The organism is Rhodococcus sp. EPR-134 (assembly GCF_001647205.1).
Classification (GTDB): Bacteria; Actinomycetota; Actinomycetes; order Mycobacteriales; family Mycobacteriaceae; genus Rhodococcus_F; species Rhodococcus_F qingshengii.
On record NZ_LVCT01000039.1, the window covers coordinates 1 to 18,714 of the forward strand.

An 18,714-nucleotide genomic window follows, 5' to 3' on the forward strand; every position below is an offset into this window, starting at 1 on the left:
GCGCAGGTAGTCCTTGGTGGTCAACGAACTCGAAATGGACCGCAGGCCGTTGTGGCCGCCTTCGCCGCCGCCGAGTTTGAGTCTGATCGTCCCGAAATCGAGATCCAGTTCGTCGTGGACGACGATGATGTTCGCGGCGTCGACCGAGAAGAACCGTGCGAGACCGGCGACAGCGCCACCCGAGAGATTCATGTACGAGCGTGGTTTTCCGAGAATCACGCGCCGGCCGGCGAGGCGACCTTCGACGATTTCGGCGCCACTCTTCTTGTGTACGTTGAACTTTCCGCCCATGCGCCCGGCAAGGGTGCCGGCGACCATGAAGCCGACGTTGTGCCGGGTCTTCTCGTACTGGGGGCCGGGATTACCCAGGCCGATGACGAGGGCGGTATCTGTGCTCAACGGACGCTACTTTCTGGCTTGATTTTTCCTGCTACGCACGAACGGCGCGTCACTCCGAATCGGAATGACGCGCCGCGCGCAGTGAGTTCTGTTGGAACCGAGAGGATCAGGCCTCTTCTGCAGCCTCGTCGGCGGCGGGAGCTTCTGCGCCCTCTTCGAGGTCTGCCTCGGTGGGTGCAGCAACGACGTTGACGATCAGGGTGTCGGCGTCAGCCTGCAGGGTCGAGCCCTTGGGCAGTTCGAGCTGGCTGGCCAGGATCTGGGTTCCGATCTCGAGACCCTCGACCGAAACCTCGATCTGCTCGGGGATGTGAAGCGCGTCGGCCTCGATGGAGATCGTGGATGCGTCCTGCGCGACCATCGTGCCTGCAGCAGCATCGCCGACGACGATGACGTTCACGTCGATCGTGACCTTCTCGCCCTTCTTGATGACGAGGAGGTCGGCGTGCTCGATGTAGTTGCGGATGGGGTGCACGACGACCGACTTGGTCAGTGCAACCTGCTCCGTGCCCTCGATGTCGAGGGTGAGGATGGCGTTGGTGCCGTGTGCACGGAGGATGGCGGCGAAGTCGCGAGCCGGCACATTGAGGTGGCGGGGATCTTCACCGTGGCCGTACAGAACCGTGGGGACCTGGCCGTCACGACGTGCGCGGCGAGCTGCGCCCTTGCCGAATTCGGTGCGGACGACGGCGACGAGGTTGTTTTCTTCAGACATGATGAAACGGCTCCTACAACTCACGGGGTTCGTGCTCGGTTTACTGACGTGTGGTTTTGCCTGCGGCAAGGCGGACAGGCGCGCACACGGCCAGGAGCGAAACGCTCGAGCTGAGCCGTAGCCGCGTCGATCACGGTAAACCTGCAACGTGTGGAACTGCTGCGATTCACCCTCGCCGAGACAACTTTGGATACGTTACCGGAGTTTGCTCCCGGCCGCTAATCGCAGGTGGTGGGGACCTGGCCGTGTGGACGTGGTTCGCGTCACATCGAAAGCGGTAGCCTGACGGAGTGACCATCGTGGGGAACGCTCCCGAAGGCAGTCGGCTCGGTGCCGTCGTGCCGGGTACCGACCTGTCGCAGCATGCTCGCCTACTCAGTCGGGTGCACGACGCAGTTCTCTCCGGCCAGGAACCACCGGCGCAGCCGCGGACCGTCGTGGCGCGGTCGTGGTCGAGGGTGGCCGCCGGCGGGCTCACGCCGGATCACTGCGGTGCGTCTACTGTCGCCGATTTCTCCGAGTTGGAGGCGAGGCGTTCGCGTACCGCGCTGCGAAGCGTTCTGCCCGAACTGCGAACCACGCTCACCGAGGTCGCCGAGGACGCGGGCTTCATCGTGGTCGTTGCCGACGCCGACGGTGTCCTGCTCTGGCGCGAAGGGGCGAAGACCGTCAAACGTGCGGCGGACGCTCTCGGGTTCGCGGAAGGCGCACGCTGGTCGGAGCAGTCGGTGGGGACTAACGCGATAGGTACCGCGCTGATCGAAGACTCTGCGGTGCAACTCTTCTCGGCCGAGCACTATGCGCCCACGCATCACAATTGGTCGTGTACCGGCTCGCCCGTGCACGACCCACGGACGGGCGAGATCCTGGGCGTGGTGGACATCAGTGGATCCGCAGCTTCGGTTCATCCCACCACCGTCGCGCTGGTGCGCACCGCGGTTCGCCTCGCGGAGGCGACGCTGTGGCGCGAGCACGCAGCTTCGCTCGAGCGCCTGCGCTCGCGCGCGGCGCCGTTGTTCGCGGCAGGCACAGGTCCGGCATTGGTGGTCGACGAGTTCGGCTGGGTGGCCGGCGCCAGCGGGATTGCCGCGCCCGACCGTGTGGCAGCACCCAGTGCGGGAAAGCCCGTCATCGTGCCAGGTCTGGGGATGTGTCTGCCTGAGCCGCTCGGAGACGGCTGGCTGTTGCGCACCGGCGTCGGCGGGCCGTTGATCGAGCTGGAGCTGGCCCTCGGAGCATCGCCGCAGGTGACGGTGCGTGGTGACGCCAACTGGACGCGCGCGCTTTCGCCGCGTCACGCTCAGATCTTGCGGGCACTGGCAGCCGTCGGTTCGGCAGGTGTGGATGCCGCAGGCCTGAGCGAAGTGCTCTTCGGTGATCGCGAGCATGTCGTGGCAGTGCGCGCCGAGGTGTCCAGACTGAGGAAACACCTCGGCGCAGTCCTGCAGACTCAGCCGTACCGCTTTGCCGAGGGCGTGCGAGTTGTGGTGATCTAGCGCGCCGCGCTGATTCCGGCACGACGTCCGAAGAAGCTGCCGTCGCCGAGACTTGTCCCGCTGGCGTAACCGCCCGCACAGACACCGGACGTGCAGCGACCCGCTGCGAAAAGTCCGGGGATCGGCGCACCCGAGACGTGCAGAACCTCGGAATCGACGGTGGTCTTCAATCCTCCCAGCGTGAATCCGCCTGTGCGGCCACGGAGATCGATTGCCGCGAACGGGCCGACGATCGGCTTCACCCACTCGGACTTCTTGCCGAGCACCGGATCCGAACCTTCAGCCGCGTGCCGGTTGTAGAGGTCGACGGTGGATTGCAGCGATCCGGCGGGCAATCCCATCTCGCCTTCGAGTTCCTCGACGGTCTCCGCCACCCAGCTCGGCTGCGCCCGCAACTGTGCACTGGACGATTCGGCATTCATGCCTTCCTCGTACGCAGCTTCGTCGATCACGAGGAATGCCTGGTTATCCTGCTGGAACAGCGTTGCCTGGCCGATGCGGCCGGGGTAGGTGTCCTCGGGGATGTATCGCTGACCGCGGCCGTTGACAAGAATGCCGCGCACCATCAACTGTGGGTCGCAGAAGAACGCGACCTCGGTGGCGTCCATGTGTGCGGTGTCGGCGCCGAGTGCCTGACCGATCTGGATTGCGCGGCCGTCGTGCGCCTCGATGGAGGCCGCCGGGTGGCCGAAGATACGCGGTGCGTTCGAGCGCACCATCTCGTTGTTGTACGCGAAGCTGCCCATCGCCAGCACGACGCCCTTGCGTGCGCGAATCGCGACGTCCTTGCCGTAACGCTTGGCGACGACGCCGACAACCCGATCGCCGTCTACCACCAGAGTTTGGACGCGCAGATCGTATTCTGCTCGGACACTGAGCTTCTCGGCCGTCTCGACGAGTGGCTTCATCAGCATGTAGCCGCCGCCCTTCTCGCCGGTGTTCTTCTCGGACATCTGCGGAACGTGTCCGCGGGGCGCGGGATCGACGAGGGTGTTGAACGGCGCGGCGTTCTCGCCTCCCGAGTACATGAGGCCGTCGTCGTACGGCGGTTCCCAGCCGGGCTGACCCCAGAACGATTCCTTGAACGGGACCCCGGCGTCGACGAGCCAGTTGTAGTGATCGACGCTGCCCTCGCAGTACGCGTCGATCTTCGTATCGTCGGTTCCGGGGCCGAGCGCTGCCTTCATGAACGTCTTCATGTTCTCGACCGAGTCCTCGAACCCGCACGCCTTCTGCAACGGCGTTCCACCGCCCAGGTAGATGAATCCACCAGCCAGTGACGCGGCTCCGCCCCAACCGCCCGTCCGCTCCATGACGAGCACCTCGGCGCCGGCACGAGCTGCTTCGATCGCAGCGGTGACGCCGGCGATGCCGTATCCCGCGACGACGACGTCGGCCTCGTAGTCCCAGGTGGTGATGTCGGCAGCGGAGATCGGTCTGACGGTGGGGTCGGCCATGCGAATAGTCCTCTCGGAAGGCGAAACTGCTGATCACCCCACAGTTGCAGTTTCGACTTCCACAGATCAGGCATGGTCCCGGTCAACGGGAGGTTTGTAATCCCCTGACCGCGCACAGAAATGTGTCCAGGTCGGCTTCGTCGACGAAGTAGTGCGGCGATGCGCGAACCACGGCATCGAGCCCGCGGGCATCCATGTCGAGGAGGGTGGACCCGCGACCACTGACGGTGACGGTGATGTTCTGTGCTGCAAGCTGATCCCGAACCAGGTGCTCGGAAATACCGTCGATGGTGAAGGAAACGATGCCGCTCAGATGGGTTCCTCGATCGCGGACTTCGACTCCGGAAATCGCTGCCAGACCTTCCCTCAGCGTGACTGCTCGGGATTCGATCTGCTCCCACGCCGTGTCGGTGCCGATCGAGAGCAGATAGTCGGCGGCGACGCCGAGACCCAGGCGCGCAGCGACACTCGTTTCCCAGAGCTCGAATCGTGTTGCGTCCGGTGCGGGTACGAAGCTGTTCTCGCCGGTCCATTCCGCTCCGTGCAGGTCCATCGCAGCGGGTTCGAGTGCATCGACGAGTCCGGGGCGGACGTACAGGAATCCGGTTCCGCGTGGCCCGCGGAGCCACTTGCGGCCGGTTGCGCTGAGGGCGTCGACGCCGAGTTCGGTGACGTCGATGGGCAATTGGCCGACGGACTGGCATGCGTCGAGCAGAACGAGCGAGCCGTGGGCCCTCGCGAGTTCGACGACCTCGCGGACGGGGTTGATCAGGCCGCCGTTGGTGGGGACGTGGACGACGGAGACGACGCGAACACGATCGTCGAGCATGTTCTCGAGTGCGTCGAGGTCGATGCGTCCGTACTGATCGCTCGGGATGATCTCGACGTGGGCACCGGTCGAACGCGCCCGCCCCAGTGCAGCGATGGCGTTGCTCGCGTATTCGACTCCGCTGATGAGAATTCGATCACCGGGTCCGAGCGGAACGGCAGCGAGGAAGTCGTTCCACGCGCGGGTCGCGCTGTCCGTCAAAGCGATATCGGTTGCCTGAGCACCGATGACCCGGGCCAGCGAATGGGGAACAGCAGCGAGGGCGCCGCTCTGATGAGCAGCTGCGACGTATCCGCCGACGTCGGCTTCACGTCGCAGGTGCTCGATCATCGTGGCCGGCACCGGCTCGGGCGGGAGCGAGGATCCCCGCGCTGTCGAGGAACACCTTGTCAAGGCAGCCGGGAGTGTCGCGGCGGATCGTGTCGAGATCGAACATGGCACCTTCCGTTCATGTCGGTGTGGTTCAAACTACCTGTGAACGAAGCTGTCCCGATGGAGCGAAGACTGGGCACGGCCGATGCCGTGGTGATCGGCCTCGGCGCGATGATCGGCGCCGGAGTCTTCGTGGTGTTCGCGCCCGCTGCCGCAGTAGCCGGTACCGGGTTGCTTGTGGGCCTGGCGATTGCAGCGTTCATCGCATTCTGCAACGCGACGTCGTCGGCGCAGCTTGCGGCCAGATACCCCACTTCAGGCGGGACCTACGTCTACGGACGTGAGCAGCTCGGACCCTGGTGGGGGTTTGCCGCCGGCTGGTCGTTCGTGATCGGGAAGACCGCGAGCTGCGCGGCAATGGCTCTGACTTTCGCGACGTATGTTGCGCCTACGGCCTGGCGTGTCCCCGTCGCGGTATTGGTGGTGGCAGCGCTGGTTGCAGTCAACTACCGCGGAGTCACGCGGACGGCGCACATGGCCAGGGTGATCGTCGCCGTGTCGACGACGGCGCTGTGTGTAGCGCTGGTGGTTGCCGTCGTCGGTCCTGGTGCGGTGCGCGAGTTCCCGGATCTCGCATTCGGGTCGTGGTACGGCATTCTGCAATCGGCGGGACTGCTGTTCTTTGCCTTCGCCGGGTACGCCAGGATCGCGACGCTGGGGGAGGAAGTGCGTGATCCGCGTCGAACGATTCCGCGGGCGATCCTGATCGCACTCACCGTCGCCGTCATCCTCTATGCGCTGGTAGCGGTGGTGCTGTTGGTGACGCTGGGACCTGATCGGCTGGCGAATTCGGCGCGACCACTGGCAGATGCGGTGGGCGCAGTCGGGTGGAGTTGGGCCGTTCCCGTAGTGGTGATCGGTGCCGCGGCGGCGTCGGCGGGGGCGCTGCTGGCTCTGATCGCCGGCGTGAGTCGTACGGCGATGGCGATGGCCCGCGAGCGCGATCTGCCAGTGGCCCTCGCTGCAGTCCATCCACGGTTCGGGGTCCCTCACCATGCGGAACTTGTGGTCGGTGCCGTTGTGATCGCCTTGGTCTCGACAACCGATCTTCGTGGGGTGATCGGCTTTTCGTCGTTCGGAGTGCTGCTCTACTACTTCGTCGCGAACGTGAGTGCGTACAGCCAACGCGGTGTGGACCGGATGTATCCGAAGTGGCTGCAAGCGGTCGGCGCGGCTGGTTGTGTCGTTCTGGTGGTCACACTTCCGTGGATCGCGGTTGTTTCCGGCGCAGGTGTGGTTCTGGCCGGTTGTGGGTACCGGTGGATACGACTGAAGAAATTCAACGACACGTAACACCACAAAGGGTGCATCTCGGACGTTGGCGTTCTATCGTCGGTAGCGACCGCGAAGACCGCCCGAAGGGGAAGTCGAATGGTGACAGCAGCGTTGACAGCAGCACAGACCACGCAGGTGGATTCACGTCCTGCGGCCGAGGCCTACGTCGGTGGTGTGTGCTTCAAACAGGGGCCACCCCGTTTGGTCGGAGCTGAGCTCGAGTGGCTGACCAGCCAGGTTCCCGGTGGGGAGCGGCCGTCAGCAGCGACTCTGGCAAAGGCACTCGGGCGATACGCGCCCACCAGTATCGCCCCGGATTCACCAGCGGTTCCGCTTCCTCGTGGCAGCCTCGTCACCGTAGAACCTGGCGGACAGATCGAACTCTCGTCAGCGCCGCGGACGTCCGCCCGAGAACTGTGTGACTGTCTCGACGAAGACCGTCGTACTCTCGAAACACTCCTCGCGTCGTACTCCATCGAAATCAGTTCTGCCGCGGCCGACGTCGCCCGCCCACCTTCCCGGATTCTCCGGTTGCCACGTTATTGCGCAATGGAATCCCGCTTCGCCGGGATAGGACCGTACGGCACCTTGATGATGTGCAATACAGCAGCAGTGCAGGTCAGTGTCGATGCCGGCGGCAGCCCGGAGTCCATTGCCCAGCGTTGGCGGCTCCTCGGGGACATGGGGCCGGCGCTCATCGCTGCGTTTGCGTGTTCTCCACGCTTGCAAGGGGTTCCGAGAGGGGATTGGGCGTCCCAACGCATGCGGACGTGGCTCGAACTCGATTCCTGGCGAACGGTCGCAGTCCCGGAAGTGCAGGACTACGCCGGCTGGGCGCTCGATGTTCCGCTGATGTGTGTGCGAAACGAGGGCGACGATTGGACGGCTCCGCGGGGTGCCACTTTCGGGGACTGGATAGACGGCGCTGTGGATGCCGAGATCGGACGCCGACCCGTCTGGGCGGACTTGGACTATCACCTGTCCACGCTGTTCCCGCCGGTTCGCGCTGTCGGCCATCTGGAGGTTCGCTACATCGATGCGCAGCCGGGAGATCTGTGGCGAGTACCGGTAGCAGCGATCGACGCGTTGCTGTCCGGGCCTGCCGTGATGCGTGAGGCGAGTGATGCCGCAGCGTCGACGGCCGGGAGATGGCGGGATGCGGCAGAGTTCGGTTTGGACGACGTCGAACTGCGTTCGGCGGCAACCTCTCTGATGTCGCTTGCCGCGTCGTACGCGCCGGAGCCGCAGTTCGTCCGTCTTCTCGATGCCGCAGCCGAACGGTGTTGTCGCGCAATTGTGCCCGGTGAGAGCGACACATGACGGGGGAGATCACCAAGGAAGCGGTCGAGGCCGTACTTCTGCGAGCGCGTGAACGGTCGACGCTGCTCACCGACTGCGTCGACGATACCGAATTGGTCGCTCAGCATTCCCCGTTGATGAGTCCGCTCGTGTGGGACCTGGCGCATATCGGCAATCAAGAGGAACTCTGGCTGGTGCGAGATGTCGGTGGCCGCGATCCGGTGCGTAGCGACATAGACGAGCTGTACGACGCGTTCAAGCATTCGAGATCGTCGAGACCCACACTTCCCCTGCTCAACCCGGCCGAGGCGCGCGAATACGTACGTACGGTTCGCGGGAAGGTCTGGGATGTGCTCGAAGCCAGCACCTTCGGGCGCACAGAACTCGACATGGACGGTTTTGCCTTCGGGATGATCGCGCAGCACGAGCAGCAACACGCCGAGACCATGCTCGCGACCCACCAATTGCGTTCGGGGCCCACGGCACTCGTTGCGACTCCCGCTCCGCAAGCGGCCCGCATGCCGGAACTCGACGAGGTCACCATCGCGGCCGGCCCCTTCGTCATGGGGACCGACGACGAACCGTGGGCACTCGACAACGAGCGCACTGCGCATCAGGTCTATCTCACCGACTTCGCGATCGACAGATTCCCGGTCACCAATGGGCAGTTCGTCGAATTCATCGAGGACGGCGGCTATTCCCGACCGGAACTGTGGTCCCGTGACGGTTGGCGGCATCGCGTCGACGCGAAGCTCCGTGCACCACTGTTCTGGGAACGCGACAGTTCGGGTTGGTGGCACGAGACTTTCGGCGTCGAGGCTCCGGTCCCACCGGACAAGCCCGTCGTGCATGTGAGCTTCTACGAAGCCGAGGCCTACGCGTGCTGGGCAGGCAAACGGCTTCCCACCGAGGCGGAATGGGAAAAGGCCGCGCGGTGGGATCCGGAATCCGGAAGATCGCGACGATTCCCGTGGGGGGACGTGTCCGCAGACGAGAAACTTGCCAATCTCGGTCAGCGCCATCTCGGTCCCGCCGGCGTCGGCTCGTACCCGGCGGGTGCATCGGCAGCAGGTGTCGAGCAGTTGATCGGTGACGTGTGGGAGTGGACGTCTTCGGGTTTCCATCCGTATCCGGGTTTCCGGGCCTTCCCCTACCGGGAGTACTCGGAGGTGTTCTTCGGCGGCGACTACAAAGTGTTGCGAGGGGGATCGTTCGGGACCGACAGCGTTGCCTGCCGGGGGACGTTCCGCAACTGGGACCATCCGATCAGGCGCCAGATCTTCTCGGGTTTTCGCTGCGCCAGAACGATTTCGGGTAGATCCTGACATGTGTCGGCACCTCGGGTATCTCGGGCCGCCGCGTTCGGTTCGTGAACTCCTCCACGACGGCGAGAACTCACTGATGCGACAGTCGTGGGCACCTCGCGAGATGCGTGGCGGCGGGACCATCAATGCCGACGGATTCGGCGCGGTGTGGTGGAACGGTGGAAGGCAGGGACGGTACCGCAGTATCTCGCCGATCTGGTCGGACCCGACAGTCGACGAGACGTTGTCCCACATCATTTCCGGATCCGTTCTCGCCGCCGTACGTTCCGCGACGGAGGGGATGGCCGTCGAGATCGGTGCCTGCGCACCGTTCGTCGACGGAACCTACGCTTTCAGCCACAACGGAGCGGTATCCGGTTGGCCTGGCTCACTCGCCGACTTGGCAGCAGAAGTTCCGGCCGTCGAATTGCTGAAGATGCCCGCGCCGACGGATGCTGCCTTGTTGTGGACAGTGCTTCGGCATCGGTTGAAGTCGAAGCCCGCGGAAGCCGCCGTGACGAGCCTGGTTCACGATGTGGCTGCGGCGGCACCGGATTCACGATTGAACCTCCTGTTCGGCGACGGGCAGGAACTGTGGGCCACGGCGTGGTGCCACACGTTGTACACGCGGGTCGACGAGTCGCGGGCACTGATCGTTTCCGAACCGTCCGATCGTTCGCCGGACTGGGAGCAGGTGCCGGACCGGCACATCGTCTGCGCGCGTCCCGGCCATTTGATCATCACGCCGATACCGATGGGAGAACAATGAAAACCCCTACGCTCGAGGTTTATCTGACACCGGCCGAATCGGTCGACGCATTGCGAGCCGAGGCCAGGGAGGGCTTGACCGCTACGCCGAAGTGGCTCTCGCCCAAATGGTTCTACGACGCGCGTGGAAGTGAACTCTTCGAGGAGATCACGGCCTTACCCGAGTATTACCCCACCCGTACCGAACGCGGCCTGCTCGCTCGGTACGCCGACGAGATCGCGGCGTTGACCGAACCCGAGATCCTGATCGAACTGGGTTCAGGTTCCTCTGAGAAGACGCGGTTACTCCTCGACGCGATGACGGCTCGCGGAACTCTGCGAACGTATGTACCACAGGATGTTTCGGTGACGGCCCTCGAAGGTGCGGCGCAGCAAGTCGGTGCCGAGTTTCCCGGAATCGACGTGGTAGGGGTGGTCAGTGACTTCACCGGTTCGCTGCATCATCTACCCGGGGGTGGACGGCGCGCGGTCGCTTTTCTCGGTGGAACTCTCGGCAATCTCGTTCCGGCAGAACGCGCCGAGTTCCTCTCGGGCATTGCAGCGGTGCTCGATCCCGGTGAGAACCTGATCCTGGGCGTGGGGTTGGTGATCGATCCCGCAGTCCTCGTTCCCGCCTACGACGACGCTGCCGGTGTGACTGCGCAGTTCAATCTCAATGTTCTCTCGGTCCTGAACAAGCAACTGGGAGCGAACTTTCCCTTGGAGGACTTCCGTCACGTCGCGCTCTGGGATGCCGAGAACGAGTGGATCGAGATGCGCCTGGAAGCACTTCGTGAAGTCTCGGTGCACATCGACGACCTGGATCTGGAGATCACCTTCGCAGCGGGCGAGCAGCTGCGCACCGAGGTCTCGGCGAAGTTCACCGAGGAGGGGATTGCCGCGGAACTCGCGTCCGCGGGCTTCGGGGTACGGAAGGTGTGGACGGATCAGGATCAGCGCTTCGCGTTGTTGTGCGCGCAGCGGGCGTGAAGTGGGCGCTTGTCAGAGGATGCTGTCTCCTCCTAGAAGTGTCTCAAAAGTTCTGTAGGCGGCAATATTTGAGAAGTGTCGAGAGTAGAGATCTGCGGTGCCGGTATGGACAGCGTCCGACACCGGCGCAAGATCCACGAGATGCGCGAGTTTTACATAGGACTGGTCATCGCTCGCGCCGAGCGGATACTCCTGCTCGCCGGCCTTGCGCTCGAATTTTGACTGCGCCTCAGCGGGGTCGCCAGCCCAGATGAGATAACAGTCCTCTCGGTAGAAGCACCCGACCCCGTCATTCTTCCCCAACTCGAATATCGCTATGCCGAAGTACGGTTGATCTCGTGTCGGATGCTGAGTCATGCGATTGAACGTAGTGACATCGGAGCGCAAAAGGTATCGGTGAATACCCCGGGATTTCGCAAAAACTTGTCGGTGGGCGCCCGTAGAATAGCTCATATGTTCGAATCGAAGACTTCCGCGGACGCGCTGTTTCGGCAGCATGCGGAAATCGCGCGCGCCCACTTCCTCGAGATCGACGCGGTCACTGCGCTGTACTTGGACCGTTGTGAGGAGGATGCCGCGGTTGGAGTCAATGAGGCTTTTCGGGGTCAATTCGCGCACGTGGAGATCGCGTCGATACTGAGCATTACGGAGTACGCCGCGCAGAAAATGATTGCACTGGGATGTGACCTGCGCTGGCGACTTCCGCGGGTGGCGGCCGCTTTTGCTTGCGGTGACATCGATCTGGCCAAAGCGATGGCACTGTCCGAAGCTCTCGCCAACGTTTCCGAGCACGCGCTCGATGACATCGAGCGACTCCTCGTGGACGGTGCCTGCCGTGTAACCGGTAACAAGTTGAAGGCGCGCGCACGAGGTCTCATTGCTCGGCACGACCCTGATGGGGTGCGTGCCAGGCGAGTTCGTGCGGAGGCGGATCGGGACGTTCGGACGTGCGCGTCGCACGACGGTATGTCGACTCTGGACGGAATGCTTCCAGCGGTCGGCGCTCAGACTTTGGCCACGAGGCTCCGTGCGATGTCGATGCAGGTCTGTGGTTCCGATCCGAGAACTTTCGGGCAACGGCGTGCCGATGCACTGATCGCATTGGCGGAAGGAAAGACGTCGTTGGATTGTCAGTGCGACGGCGATTGCACCCGTAGGGATGATACGAAGACCTCCGCGCTCCCGATTGCGACAATTCTTGTGGGTGTCAACGCTTCCACCCTGCTCGGATTCGACGACCTGCCAGGCTATTTGCAGGGGTACGGCCACATCGATGCCGACCTTGCGCGCGCGATCGCCGCGGACGCCACGTGGCAGAGAGTCCTCACCCTTGCACCGTCCGAGGTGCAACATTGTTCGACTGCGGGGGCAGTCGGACCGGTGCTCGGCGTGGGTCGGTCGATGCGCTCACCGGAGATATTGCCCGCTGCGGCAAGGGATAATCGCTCGAGAAGGAACAGTGGTTCGCGGCGCGGTGAATCCACGTACCAGCCGTCCGCGGCGTTGGCGACGATTGTTAGGACGCGAGGCGGTACGTGCCGCTTTCCGAATTGTGTTGTGCGTTCTGATAGTTGCGATATCGATCACACGGTGCCGTTCGATCACGGCAACCCCGCTCAGGGAGGGCCTACTGCAGAACGGAACTTGGCCTGTCTGTGTCGAAAACATCACCGACTGAAGACGTTTGGCAGGTGGACAGTGAAGCAAATCGGAGGTGGTCTTCTGGAGTGGAAAGATCCGTCAGGACGACGAACGGTTACCTCGCCCGTAGGCCCATTCTGTGACCCCGAACTGAGGTTGCCCGACGCGGCGAGACTGCATTTGACGGACGACGATGCGCTGGAACGACGTTTCGGACTTCGGGACAGGGGAGTGGAAGCGGATCTCGAATACCTCCTGGACTGGAGTGTGCCCGGCTGGCGGAAGGCACGATCTGCATCAAGACGTAACGCATCCCCACTGGCGAACGCTTTGCCGGAGTTTGCCGACTTCTGAAGGGGTTTCGTTTCTCCTGTGGCCTGCGGGTATAGCGAGAGGGCCCGAAAAATGGTGTTTGTCTGTTTATAGTGAGGCGCAGAACGGTTTCCGACCCGAGGAGAACGCGTGCGTCATCCGAAGCTCGCCGCATTGACTGTGGCCCTGACTGCAGTACTGGTGATGCCGGTAACGCAGAGCGTGGCTCAACCATTCCCCTTCGACCCCGGCAGTTTCGGCAACGGAAGCACCGGATCGTTGGGGAGCGACGACCCGGACATACCCATCGAGGACACCCTCCCGCAGTTGTCGGTCACCACACTGGTCGACGGACTCGACCACCCCTGGGACGTGGTGGCGGCCCCGGACGGTGCAATCCTGACCGGACAACGATCCGGCGGATTCTTCGTTCGCCGAGGCGACAACACGACAGGTCCAGTCGCTGCTGACCTTTCGGATCTCTACGCGCAGTCCGAAACCGGGCTCATGGGCATCGCGCTTGCTCGCGACTTCGCTCAGTCGCGCACCCTGTACACCTGCCAAGGATTCAGTGCTGGGGGAGTCACGGACGTTCGAGTGATCGCGTGGACCGTCGACGCCGGATGGACCGCACTCACGCGAACCGGAACTGTATTGCCAGGAATCCCGGTCTCGTCCGGGCGTCACGGGGGTTGCCGAATTCTTGCGGCGCAGGACGGAACGCTGTTCGTCGGGACGGGTGACACCGCGACGCCGAGCGTCCCCCAGGATCCGAATTCGCTGGGCGGCAAGGTCTTGCACATCAACGCCGACGGAACTCCGGCGGCGGGGAATCCGAATGCTTCCAGCCCGGTCTACACGCTCGGGCACCGCAACGTCCAAGGCTTGGCCGTGCAACCCGGAACCGGCCGGGTGTACTCGGTTGAACAGGGCACAAGCGTCGACGACGAAGTCAACCTGCTTACCCCCGGCGGAAATTACGGCTACCGCCCGGATCGGCTTCCCGGAACGTACGACGAATCCGTGCCGATGACCGACCCGGTGCGAGTGCCGGGAGCAATTGCGGCGGTGTGGCGTTCGGGTAGCTCGACGTTGGCTACCGCCAGCGCTGCCTTCACCGGTGGAGCTGCATGGGGTGCCTGGGACGGTGCGCTCGTAATGGGTGGCCTCAAGAGCAAGGAACTGATCTTCCTCCGCCTGAATGCCGACGGACGCTCGGTCGACGCGCAGACCTTCGGGTTGGAGAACCAGTTCGGTCGCTTGCGGTCGGTGACCCCGACGCCCGACGGCTCGCTCCTGGTGACCACCGACAACGGCGCCGGCGACAAGGTGCTGCGGGTGACGCCCACGCCCTGATCTTCAGTACCAGGCGATGACCCGGCACGGACCACCCGAACCACCCGCATGCGTCGGCGCTCCCACCATCACCGTGGCGCCGACGGCCGGAAGTGCGGACAGATTTGCGAGGGCTTCGACTGCGTACTTTCCTGAGCCCAAAGCGCTTCGGTGAGCCCCGTGGGTGGTGCTTCGGCCCGCGTCGATGCTGAGGGTGTCCGAGCCCACGGCGACGATGTCGCGCTCGCGGACGAGAAAGTCGATCGCCTCGGGGTTGAATCCCGGTGTGTGTTGCACGCCGAGTGCATCTCGATTCGTGAAGGCGCCACCGGCACCGGCCCGGGTATCCCAACCCGAGTTCATCGCAACCAGGCTGCGGGGAGCGATGGTCCCGTGGAGGGACTCCCAATCGAGGATGTCCTGGCGGGTGAGCAGTGTGTCGGGGTCGACGGAGGCTCGGGCACTGATGTCGACGACCGCAATCGGCACGACGAGGTCGGCGACGGGAATCTTCTCGACGGTGATTCCGTCCGCACTGGCGTGTGCGGGAGCGTCGATGTGAGTACCAGTGTGTTCTTCGAGGCGGAGTTCGTTGAGGTAGAAGTTTCCACCTGACCCGGCGGAGCCGAGCGAGCCCAGAGACCCGGCGGCGTCGGCGATCTTCGCCAGGTTCCTCATCTCGAACGAGCGCGCGCCCGGCCACACCGGGAACTCCGGCGTCAGTACGTGGGTCAGATCGACGATGGTCCGACCCGATGGCGTTGCCGACGCAGTGGGCTGTACAGCGCCGGCCATGACGGTCGCGCCGAGGGCACCGGTGCCCAGCGCCGCGAACATCGATCGACGGCTGATCTTCCTGCCTTCGCGTCCGATCGATTCGTAGACCTCCGACAAGACCTTCGGTGAGCACATCAGAAACTCCAGATCACTGGGATCAACACCGTTGCAACTATCAGGAACCACAACAACATCGGGAGTCCGAGCTTCCAGTAGTCGCCGAACTTGTAACCACCAGGGCCCATCACCATCATGTTCGCGGGAGTGGCTACAGGCGTCAGGAAGGAGGCCGCGGCAGCGACGGTGACCGTCATCAGAAGGGGCAGCACCGAGATGTCGAGTTCGATGGCGACCGAGATCGCGATCGGCGTGATGATCAACGCGGTTGCAGTGTTGCTGATCAGCTGGCCCAGAGTCGCCGTCACGACGAAGAGTCCAGCGACGACGACATACGGGCTTGCCCCACCGACGACGTCGACAAACGCATGCGCGAGCTTTTCGGCCGCGCCGGTCTGCTGGATTGCGGTCGACAGCGGGATCATTCCGCCGACGAGAATCAACGTGGTCCACGAGATGGACCGATGCGCCTGCTCGACGCTGATGACTCGTAGCAGCACCATCGCACATGCCGCGAGGAGTCCGGCTATCGCGGATGGCACCAATCCGAACGTCAGCATCACTACCATCGCCGCAACGACGACGAGAGCGATGACCGCGCGGGTTCCCAACGGGGCTGCCTGCTTACGGATCTGGGCAGGTGCGTCGACCACGAGGACGTTCGGATCGACGGCGGTGTGGGTGTCGAGATCGTCCCAGCTTCCTTGCAGGAGAAGCGTGTCACCGGCCGCCAACTTGACGCCCTTGGGGCCGCAGTCCTCACCGGCGCGCTGGACTGCGAGTATCACCAGATCTCCACTGTCGGTCACCATGCCCGGAAAAGCCCTGTCGCCGATCATTTCCGAGCGCGGCGGGATGATCACTTCGACCACGCCGTCGTGCTTGGTGATCAAGGGCTCTGCGGACGGCGCATCCTTTCCCATGAGCTGATACTGCTTCGCGAGGGTCTTGGCATGCCGGCTCAGGTCAGGCGACATCGACGTCCCAGCACGATGGGGGAGGACGTGAGGACCGAGAAGTACGGCGATCGCAATCGTTCCCAATACGAGCGGCGCACCGACCAAGGTGAAACTGAAGAACCCGAAAGCACCGGCCCCGGATTCCTCGGCGGCTTCGGAAACGATGATGTTGACCGGTGTTCCGGTCAAGGTGAGCATCGATCCGGCATGGGCGGCAAATGCCAACGGCAGAAGCAGTTGTGACGTCGATTTACCGAGACGTACCGCCAAGACGACCACCATCGGTACCAACGCGGCTACGGCCCCGTTGACGCTGATCAATGCGGTCAACGCGGCAACCAGCAACATGATCGCACTCACGAGGCGGACTCGGGATTCGCCGACTTTCGCCAGCAGTTTCTCGCCCGCCCATGTGGTGACACCGGTGGCGTCGAGGGCTTCGCTGACGACAAAAAGCGCGGCGATGAACACCACCGTGGGATCGCCGAATCCGGCGAGCGCCTGCTCCATCGTGATCACACCGGTGGCGTACAGCGCCAGGGCAGTGCCGATCGCGATGATGCCGACCGGGATTCGGCCGATCACGAACAGCGCCACGACCAGTGCAAGCACGACGAAAGTGATGGTGATGTCATTCACGATTCGTAAAGGTACCTGCTCAAACAGAACGGCCCCGTCTCGCAAGTGAGACGGGGCCGTGGGACGGACGCGAGGGGAATTAGTTGGAGGCGGCGATGCGGGCCTTCTCGAGAGCGGCCAGCGTGCGAAGAACCGTGGCCTTCTGATTGTTCAGATCGCTCAGTCGTGCGCGAGCCGGCAACCCTTGTGCGAGTTCGGCGACCTTGATCTGCTCGTCGATCGAACCGAGCTGATCGAGAAGCCCTAGGACGCGCGTCTGGAGCGTGTCGATGTCCACGGTGTCGGTCTTGACCGGAGCGGCAACGCGCGTCGCTGTGCCCGTGCTGGCGGGGCGGGAAGCGCGTGCGGGTGACGTGTCGGCGACAACCGTTGCGGCGCGGGGCCGAATTGCCTTGCGAACAGCGGCCGCATCAGGAAGGACGTCCATACGGATCTCGTTCAGGACTCGGCGTGCCTCGCGTGCGTTGACGCGGTACTCGCGCTCTTCGTCGTCGTCGGACTGCAGCGTGCCGCCGAGCGGGCGCAGACCGTACATGCCGAGGAAGCGCTTGGCGTCGTCGATGATGCCTTCGTTTTCACGGCATTTTCCGCAGCGGGGTTCGTTGCGGAACATGTCCACGGAGTTGTCGTCTCCGCACCAGACACAAGATCCTGGGCGCCACCGCCGGATCGTCGGAACTGATGAATTCAGGGAATGAGATTCGGGCCGGGATTCCAGGGTTTGCGCGTCGATCACGACGAGCCACACTAGGCGAAGATTGCGGCGCGGTGAACACCGCCCCAACATCGACCTGGGTTTCTCGACGGGAGCGTGATCAAAATCATGTCAATCGCCGCATTCGGCGGTATTCGTGTGTCCCACAGGTGGTTTCATGATGACCGGGTGGTCTGTTTCTGAGACCTTCACGAAGACGACGACGGGCGCGTACCGGTGACCGTGAAGTCACAGGTACGCGCCCGTAGTGCGGCGCGAGACTAGGCGCTGCCGTTGAACAGCGAAGTCACAGAACCGTTCTCGAAAACTTCCTTGATGGTGCGAGCGAGCAGCGGTGCGATGGACAGCACCGTCAGCGTCGGGAACTTCTTCGACTCGTCGATCGGAAGTGTGTTGGTGACAACAACTTCCTTCGCGCCACACGTCGACAGACGCTCGGCCGCAGGGTCGGAGAGGACGCCGTGGGTTGCAGCGATGACGACGTCACCTGCACCGGCCTCCTTGAGCACCTTGACCGCGCCGGCGATGGTTCCGCCGGTGTCGATCATGTCGTCGATCAGGATGCAGGTGCGACCTTCGACCTCACCGACGACGCGGTTGGACTTGACCTGGTTGGGTACCAACGGGTCGCGCGTCTTGTGAATGAATGCCAGCGGTGCACCGCCGAGCGAGTCGGCCCACTTCTCGGCGACACGAACGCGGCCCGAGTCGGGGGACACCACCGTGATGTTCTCGAGGTTGTAGCCCGCGCGAATGTGGTTGGCCAACTGGCTGTGTGCGTGCATGTGATCGACGGGGCCGTCGAAAAAGCCCTGGATCTGATCGGTATGCAGGTCGACCGTGATGATGCGATCGGCGCCGGCGGTCTTGAGCAGGTCGGCAATCAGGCGAGCGGAGATCGGCTCGCGTCCGCGATGCTTCTTGTCCTGGCGGGCGTACGGGTAGAACGGAAGAACGGCGGTGATGCGCTTTGCCGATCCACGCTTGAGAGCGTCGATCATGATGAGCTGCTCCATCACCCACGTGTTCAGCGGTGCCGGATGACTCTGCAGGACGAACGCATCGGAGCCGCGAACCGACTCTTCGAATCGAACGAAGATCTCACCGTTCGCGAAGTCGCGCGCGGTCTGCGGGGTGACGCGGATGTCGAGTTCCTTCGCCACCTGCTCCGCCAACTCGGGATGTGCGCGACCCGAGAACAACATCAGGTTCTTCTGGTTGTCGATCCAATTCGCAGTCACTGGTTCATGCCGTCCTTTTGTACTTGCCGGTCGAT

The 18,714-nt window shown here is 63.6% G+C and carries 16 protein-coding genes and 1 pseudogene; 8 read left to right on the plus strand and 9 right to left on the minus strand.

What is annotated here, in order from left to right; translation table 11 throughout:
- Both pth and A2J01_RS01700 read right to left on the minus strand, forming a co-directional pair.
- Nucleotides 1-399, minus strand: a 399-nt coding sequence (gene pth / locus A2J01_RS01695) for an aminoacyl-tRNA hydrolase (protein ID WP_064111662.1), incomplete at its 3' end; no start/stop codon positions are given.
- A 106-nt stretch (nt 400-505) separates the two neighbouring features.
- Nucleotides 506-1,114, minus strand: coding sequence for a 50S ribosomal protein L25/general stress protein Ctc (locus tag A2J01_RS01700; RefSeq protein ID WP_003946242.1), 609 nt, complete (start codon nt 1,112-1,114; stop codon nt 506-508).
- Between the two features lie 290 nt (nt 1,115-1,404).
- Here A2J01_RS01700 and A2J01_RS01705 point away from each other — a divergent pair, with 290 nt between their 5' ends.
- Nucleotides 1,405-2,610, plus strand: coding sequence for a GAF domain-containing protein (locus A2J01_RS01705; protein WP_228232777.1), 1,206 nt, complete (start codon nt 1,405-1,407; stop codon nt 2,608-2,610).
- Here A2J01_RS01705 and A2J01_RS01710 read toward each other — a convergent pair.
- Both A2J01_RS01710 and A2J01_RS01715 read right to left on the minus strand, forming a co-directional pair.
- A complete protein-coding gene (locus A2J01_RS01710; protein WP_064111664.1) occupies nt 2,607-4,067 on the minus strand; it encodes an FAD-dependent oxidoreductase in 1,461 nt (486 codons plus the stop codon). The two genes, A2J01_RS01705 and A2J01_RS01710, sit on opposite strands and share 4 nt — an antisense overlap.
- A gap of 82 nt (nt 4,068-4,149) precedes the next feature.
- Nucleotides 4,150-5,332, minus strand: a pseudogene (locus A2J01_RS01715) (aminotransferase class V-fold PLP-dependent enzyme).
- A 14-nt stretch (nt 5,333-5,346) separates the two neighbouring features.
- Between A2J01_RS01715 and A2J01_RS01720 the strand changes: the two are divergent.
- From A2J01_RS01720 to egtD, 5 genes are all read left to right on the plus strand, one after another.
- Nucleotides 5,347-6,621, plus strand: a complete 1,275-nt coding sequence (locus A2J01_RS01720) for an APC family permease (RefSeq protein ID WP_042448927.1) — start codon at nt 5,347-5,349, stop codon at nt 6,619-6,621.
- A 78-nt stretch (nt 6,622-6,699) separates the two neighbouring features.
- Nucleotides 6,700-7,923: an ergothioneine biosynthesis glutamate--cysteine ligase EgtA gene (gene egtA / locus A2J01_RS01725; protein ID WP_064111667.1), complete on the plus strand. Its 1,224-nt coding sequence runs from the start codon at nt 6,700-6,702 to the stop codon at nt 7,921-7,923.
- Complete coding sequence (gene egtB / locus A2J01_RS01730) at nt 7,920-9,227, plus strand: ergothioneine biosynthesis protein EgtB (RefSeq protein ID WP_047270293.1); 1,308 nt, start codon at nt 7,920-7,922, stop codon at nt 9,225-9,227. The genes egtA and egtB overlap by 4 nt, the downstream gene beginning before the upstream one ends.
- A 1-nt stretch (nt 9,228) precedes the next feature.
- On the plus strand, nt 9,229-9,975 hold the full coding sequence (gene egtC, locus A2J01_RS01735; RefSeq protein WP_064111669.1) for an ergothioneine biosynthesis protein EgtC: 747 nt from the start codon (nt 9,229-9,231) through the stop codon (nt 9,973-9,975).
- On the plus strand, nt 9,972-10,943 hold the full coding sequence (gene egtD, locus A2J01_RS01740) for an L-histidine N(alpha)-methyltransferase (protein ID WP_064111672.1): 972 nt from the start codon (nt 9,972-9,974) through the stop codon (nt 10,941-10,943). Before egtC ends, egtD begins: the two co-directional genes overlap by 4 nt.
- Nucleotides 10,944-10,955: 12 nt before the next feature.
- Here egtD and A2J01_RS37400 read toward each other — a convergent pair whose 3' ends face one another.
- Nucleotides 10,956-11,300 carry a DUF4288 domain-containing protein gene (locus A2J01_RS37400; RefSeq protein ID WP_046379990.1) on the minus strand — a complete coding sequence of 115 codons (345 nt, stop codon included), beginning with the start codon at nt 11,298-11,300 and terminating at the stop codon, nt 10,956-10,958.
- Between the two features lie 96 nt (nt 11,301-11,396).
- Between A2J01_RS37400 and A2J01_RS37405 the strand changes: the two genes are divergently transcribed.
- Nucleotides 11,397-12,938, plus strand: coding sequence for an HNH endonuclease signature motif containing protein (locus A2J01_RS37405; RefSeq protein WP_064111674.1), 1,542 nt, complete (start codon nt 11,397-11,399; stop codon nt 12,936-12,938).
- Between the two features lie 108 nt (nt 12,939-13,046).
- Nucleotides 13,047-14,252: a PQQ-dependent sugar dehydrogenase gene (locus tag A2J01_RS01755; protein ID WP_054188780.1), complete on the plus strand. Its 1,206-nt coding sequence runs from the start codon at nt 13,047-13,049 to the stop codon at nt 14,250-14,252.
- A 3-nt stretch (nt 14,253-14,255) separates the two neighbouring features.
- On the opposite strand, the gene A2J01_RS01760 is transcribed toward A2J01_RS01755, so the two are convergent.
- From A2J01_RS01760 to A2J01_RS01775, 4 genes are all read right to left on the minus strand, one after another.
- A complete protein-coding gene (locus A2J01_RS01760; RefSeq protein WP_064111676.1) occupies nt 14,256-15,143 on the minus strand; it encodes a cyclase family protein in 888 nt (295 codons plus the stop codon).
- The gene (locus tag A2J01_RS01765) at nt 15,143-16,723 is read right to left on the minus strand and encodes an SLC13 family permease (protein WP_007728891.1); all 1,581 of its coding nucleotides are present in this window, start codon (nt 16,721-16,723) and stop codon (nt 15,143-15,145) included. Before A2J01_RS01765 ends, A2J01_RS01760 begins: the two co-directional genes overlap by 1 nt.
- Nucleotides 16,724-16,802: 79 nt before the next feature.
- Nucleotides 16,803-17,459: a hypothetical protein gene (locus A2J01_RS01770; RefSeq protein ID WP_064111689.1), complete on the minus strand. Its 657-nt coding sequence runs from the start codon at nt 17,457-17,459 to the stop codon at nt 16,803-16,805.
- A gap of 239 nt (nt 17,460-17,698) precedes the next feature.
- On the minus strand, nt 17,699-18,679 hold the full coding sequence (locus A2J01_RS01775) for a ribose-phosphate diphosphokinase (RefSeq protein WP_003946284.1): 981 nt from the start codon (nt 18,677-18,679) through the stop codon (nt 17,699-17,701).
- Nucleotides 18,680-18,714: the final 35 nt, after the last annotated feature.

Coding starts and splice junctions, on each gene's coding strand:
- A2J01_RS01700 (WP_003946242.1), bottom strand. CDS start 1,114: ATGTCTGAAGAAAACAACCTCGTCGCCGTCGTCCGCACCGAATTCGGC.
- A2J01_RS01710 (WP_064111664.1), bottom strand. CDS start 4,067: ATGGCCGACCCCACCGTCAGACCGATCTCCGCTGCCGACATCACCACC.
- A2J01_RS01720 (WP_042448927.1), top strand. CDS start 5,347: ATGTCGGTGTGGTTCAAACTACCTGTGAACGAAGCTGTCCCGATGGAG.
- egtA (WP_064111667.1), top strand. CDS start 6,700: ATGGTGACAGCAGCGTTGACAGCAGCACAGACCACGCAGGTGGATTCA.
- egtB (WP_047270293.1), top strand. CDS start 7,920: ATGACGGGGGAGATCACCAAGGAAGCGGTCGAGGCCGTACTTCTGCGA.
- egtC (WP_064111669.1), top strand. CDS start 9,229: ATGTGTCGGCACCTCGGGTATCTCGGGCCGCCGCGTTCGGTTCGTGAA.
- egtD (WP_064111672.1), top strand. CDS start 9,972: ATGAAAACCCCTACGCTCGAGGTTTATCTGACACCGGCCGAATCGGTC.
- A2J01_RS37400 (WP_046379990.1), bottom strand. CDS start 11,300: ATGACTCAGCATCCGACACGAGATCAACCGTACTTCGGCATAGCGATA.
- A2J01_RS37405 (WP_064111674.1), top strand. CDS start 11,397: ATGTTCGAATCGAAGACTTCCGCGGACGCGCTGTTTCGGCAGCATGCG.
- A2J01_RS01760 (WP_064111676.1), bottom strand. CDS start 15,143: ATGTGCTCACCGAAGGTCTTGTCGGAGGTCTACGAATCGATCGGACGC.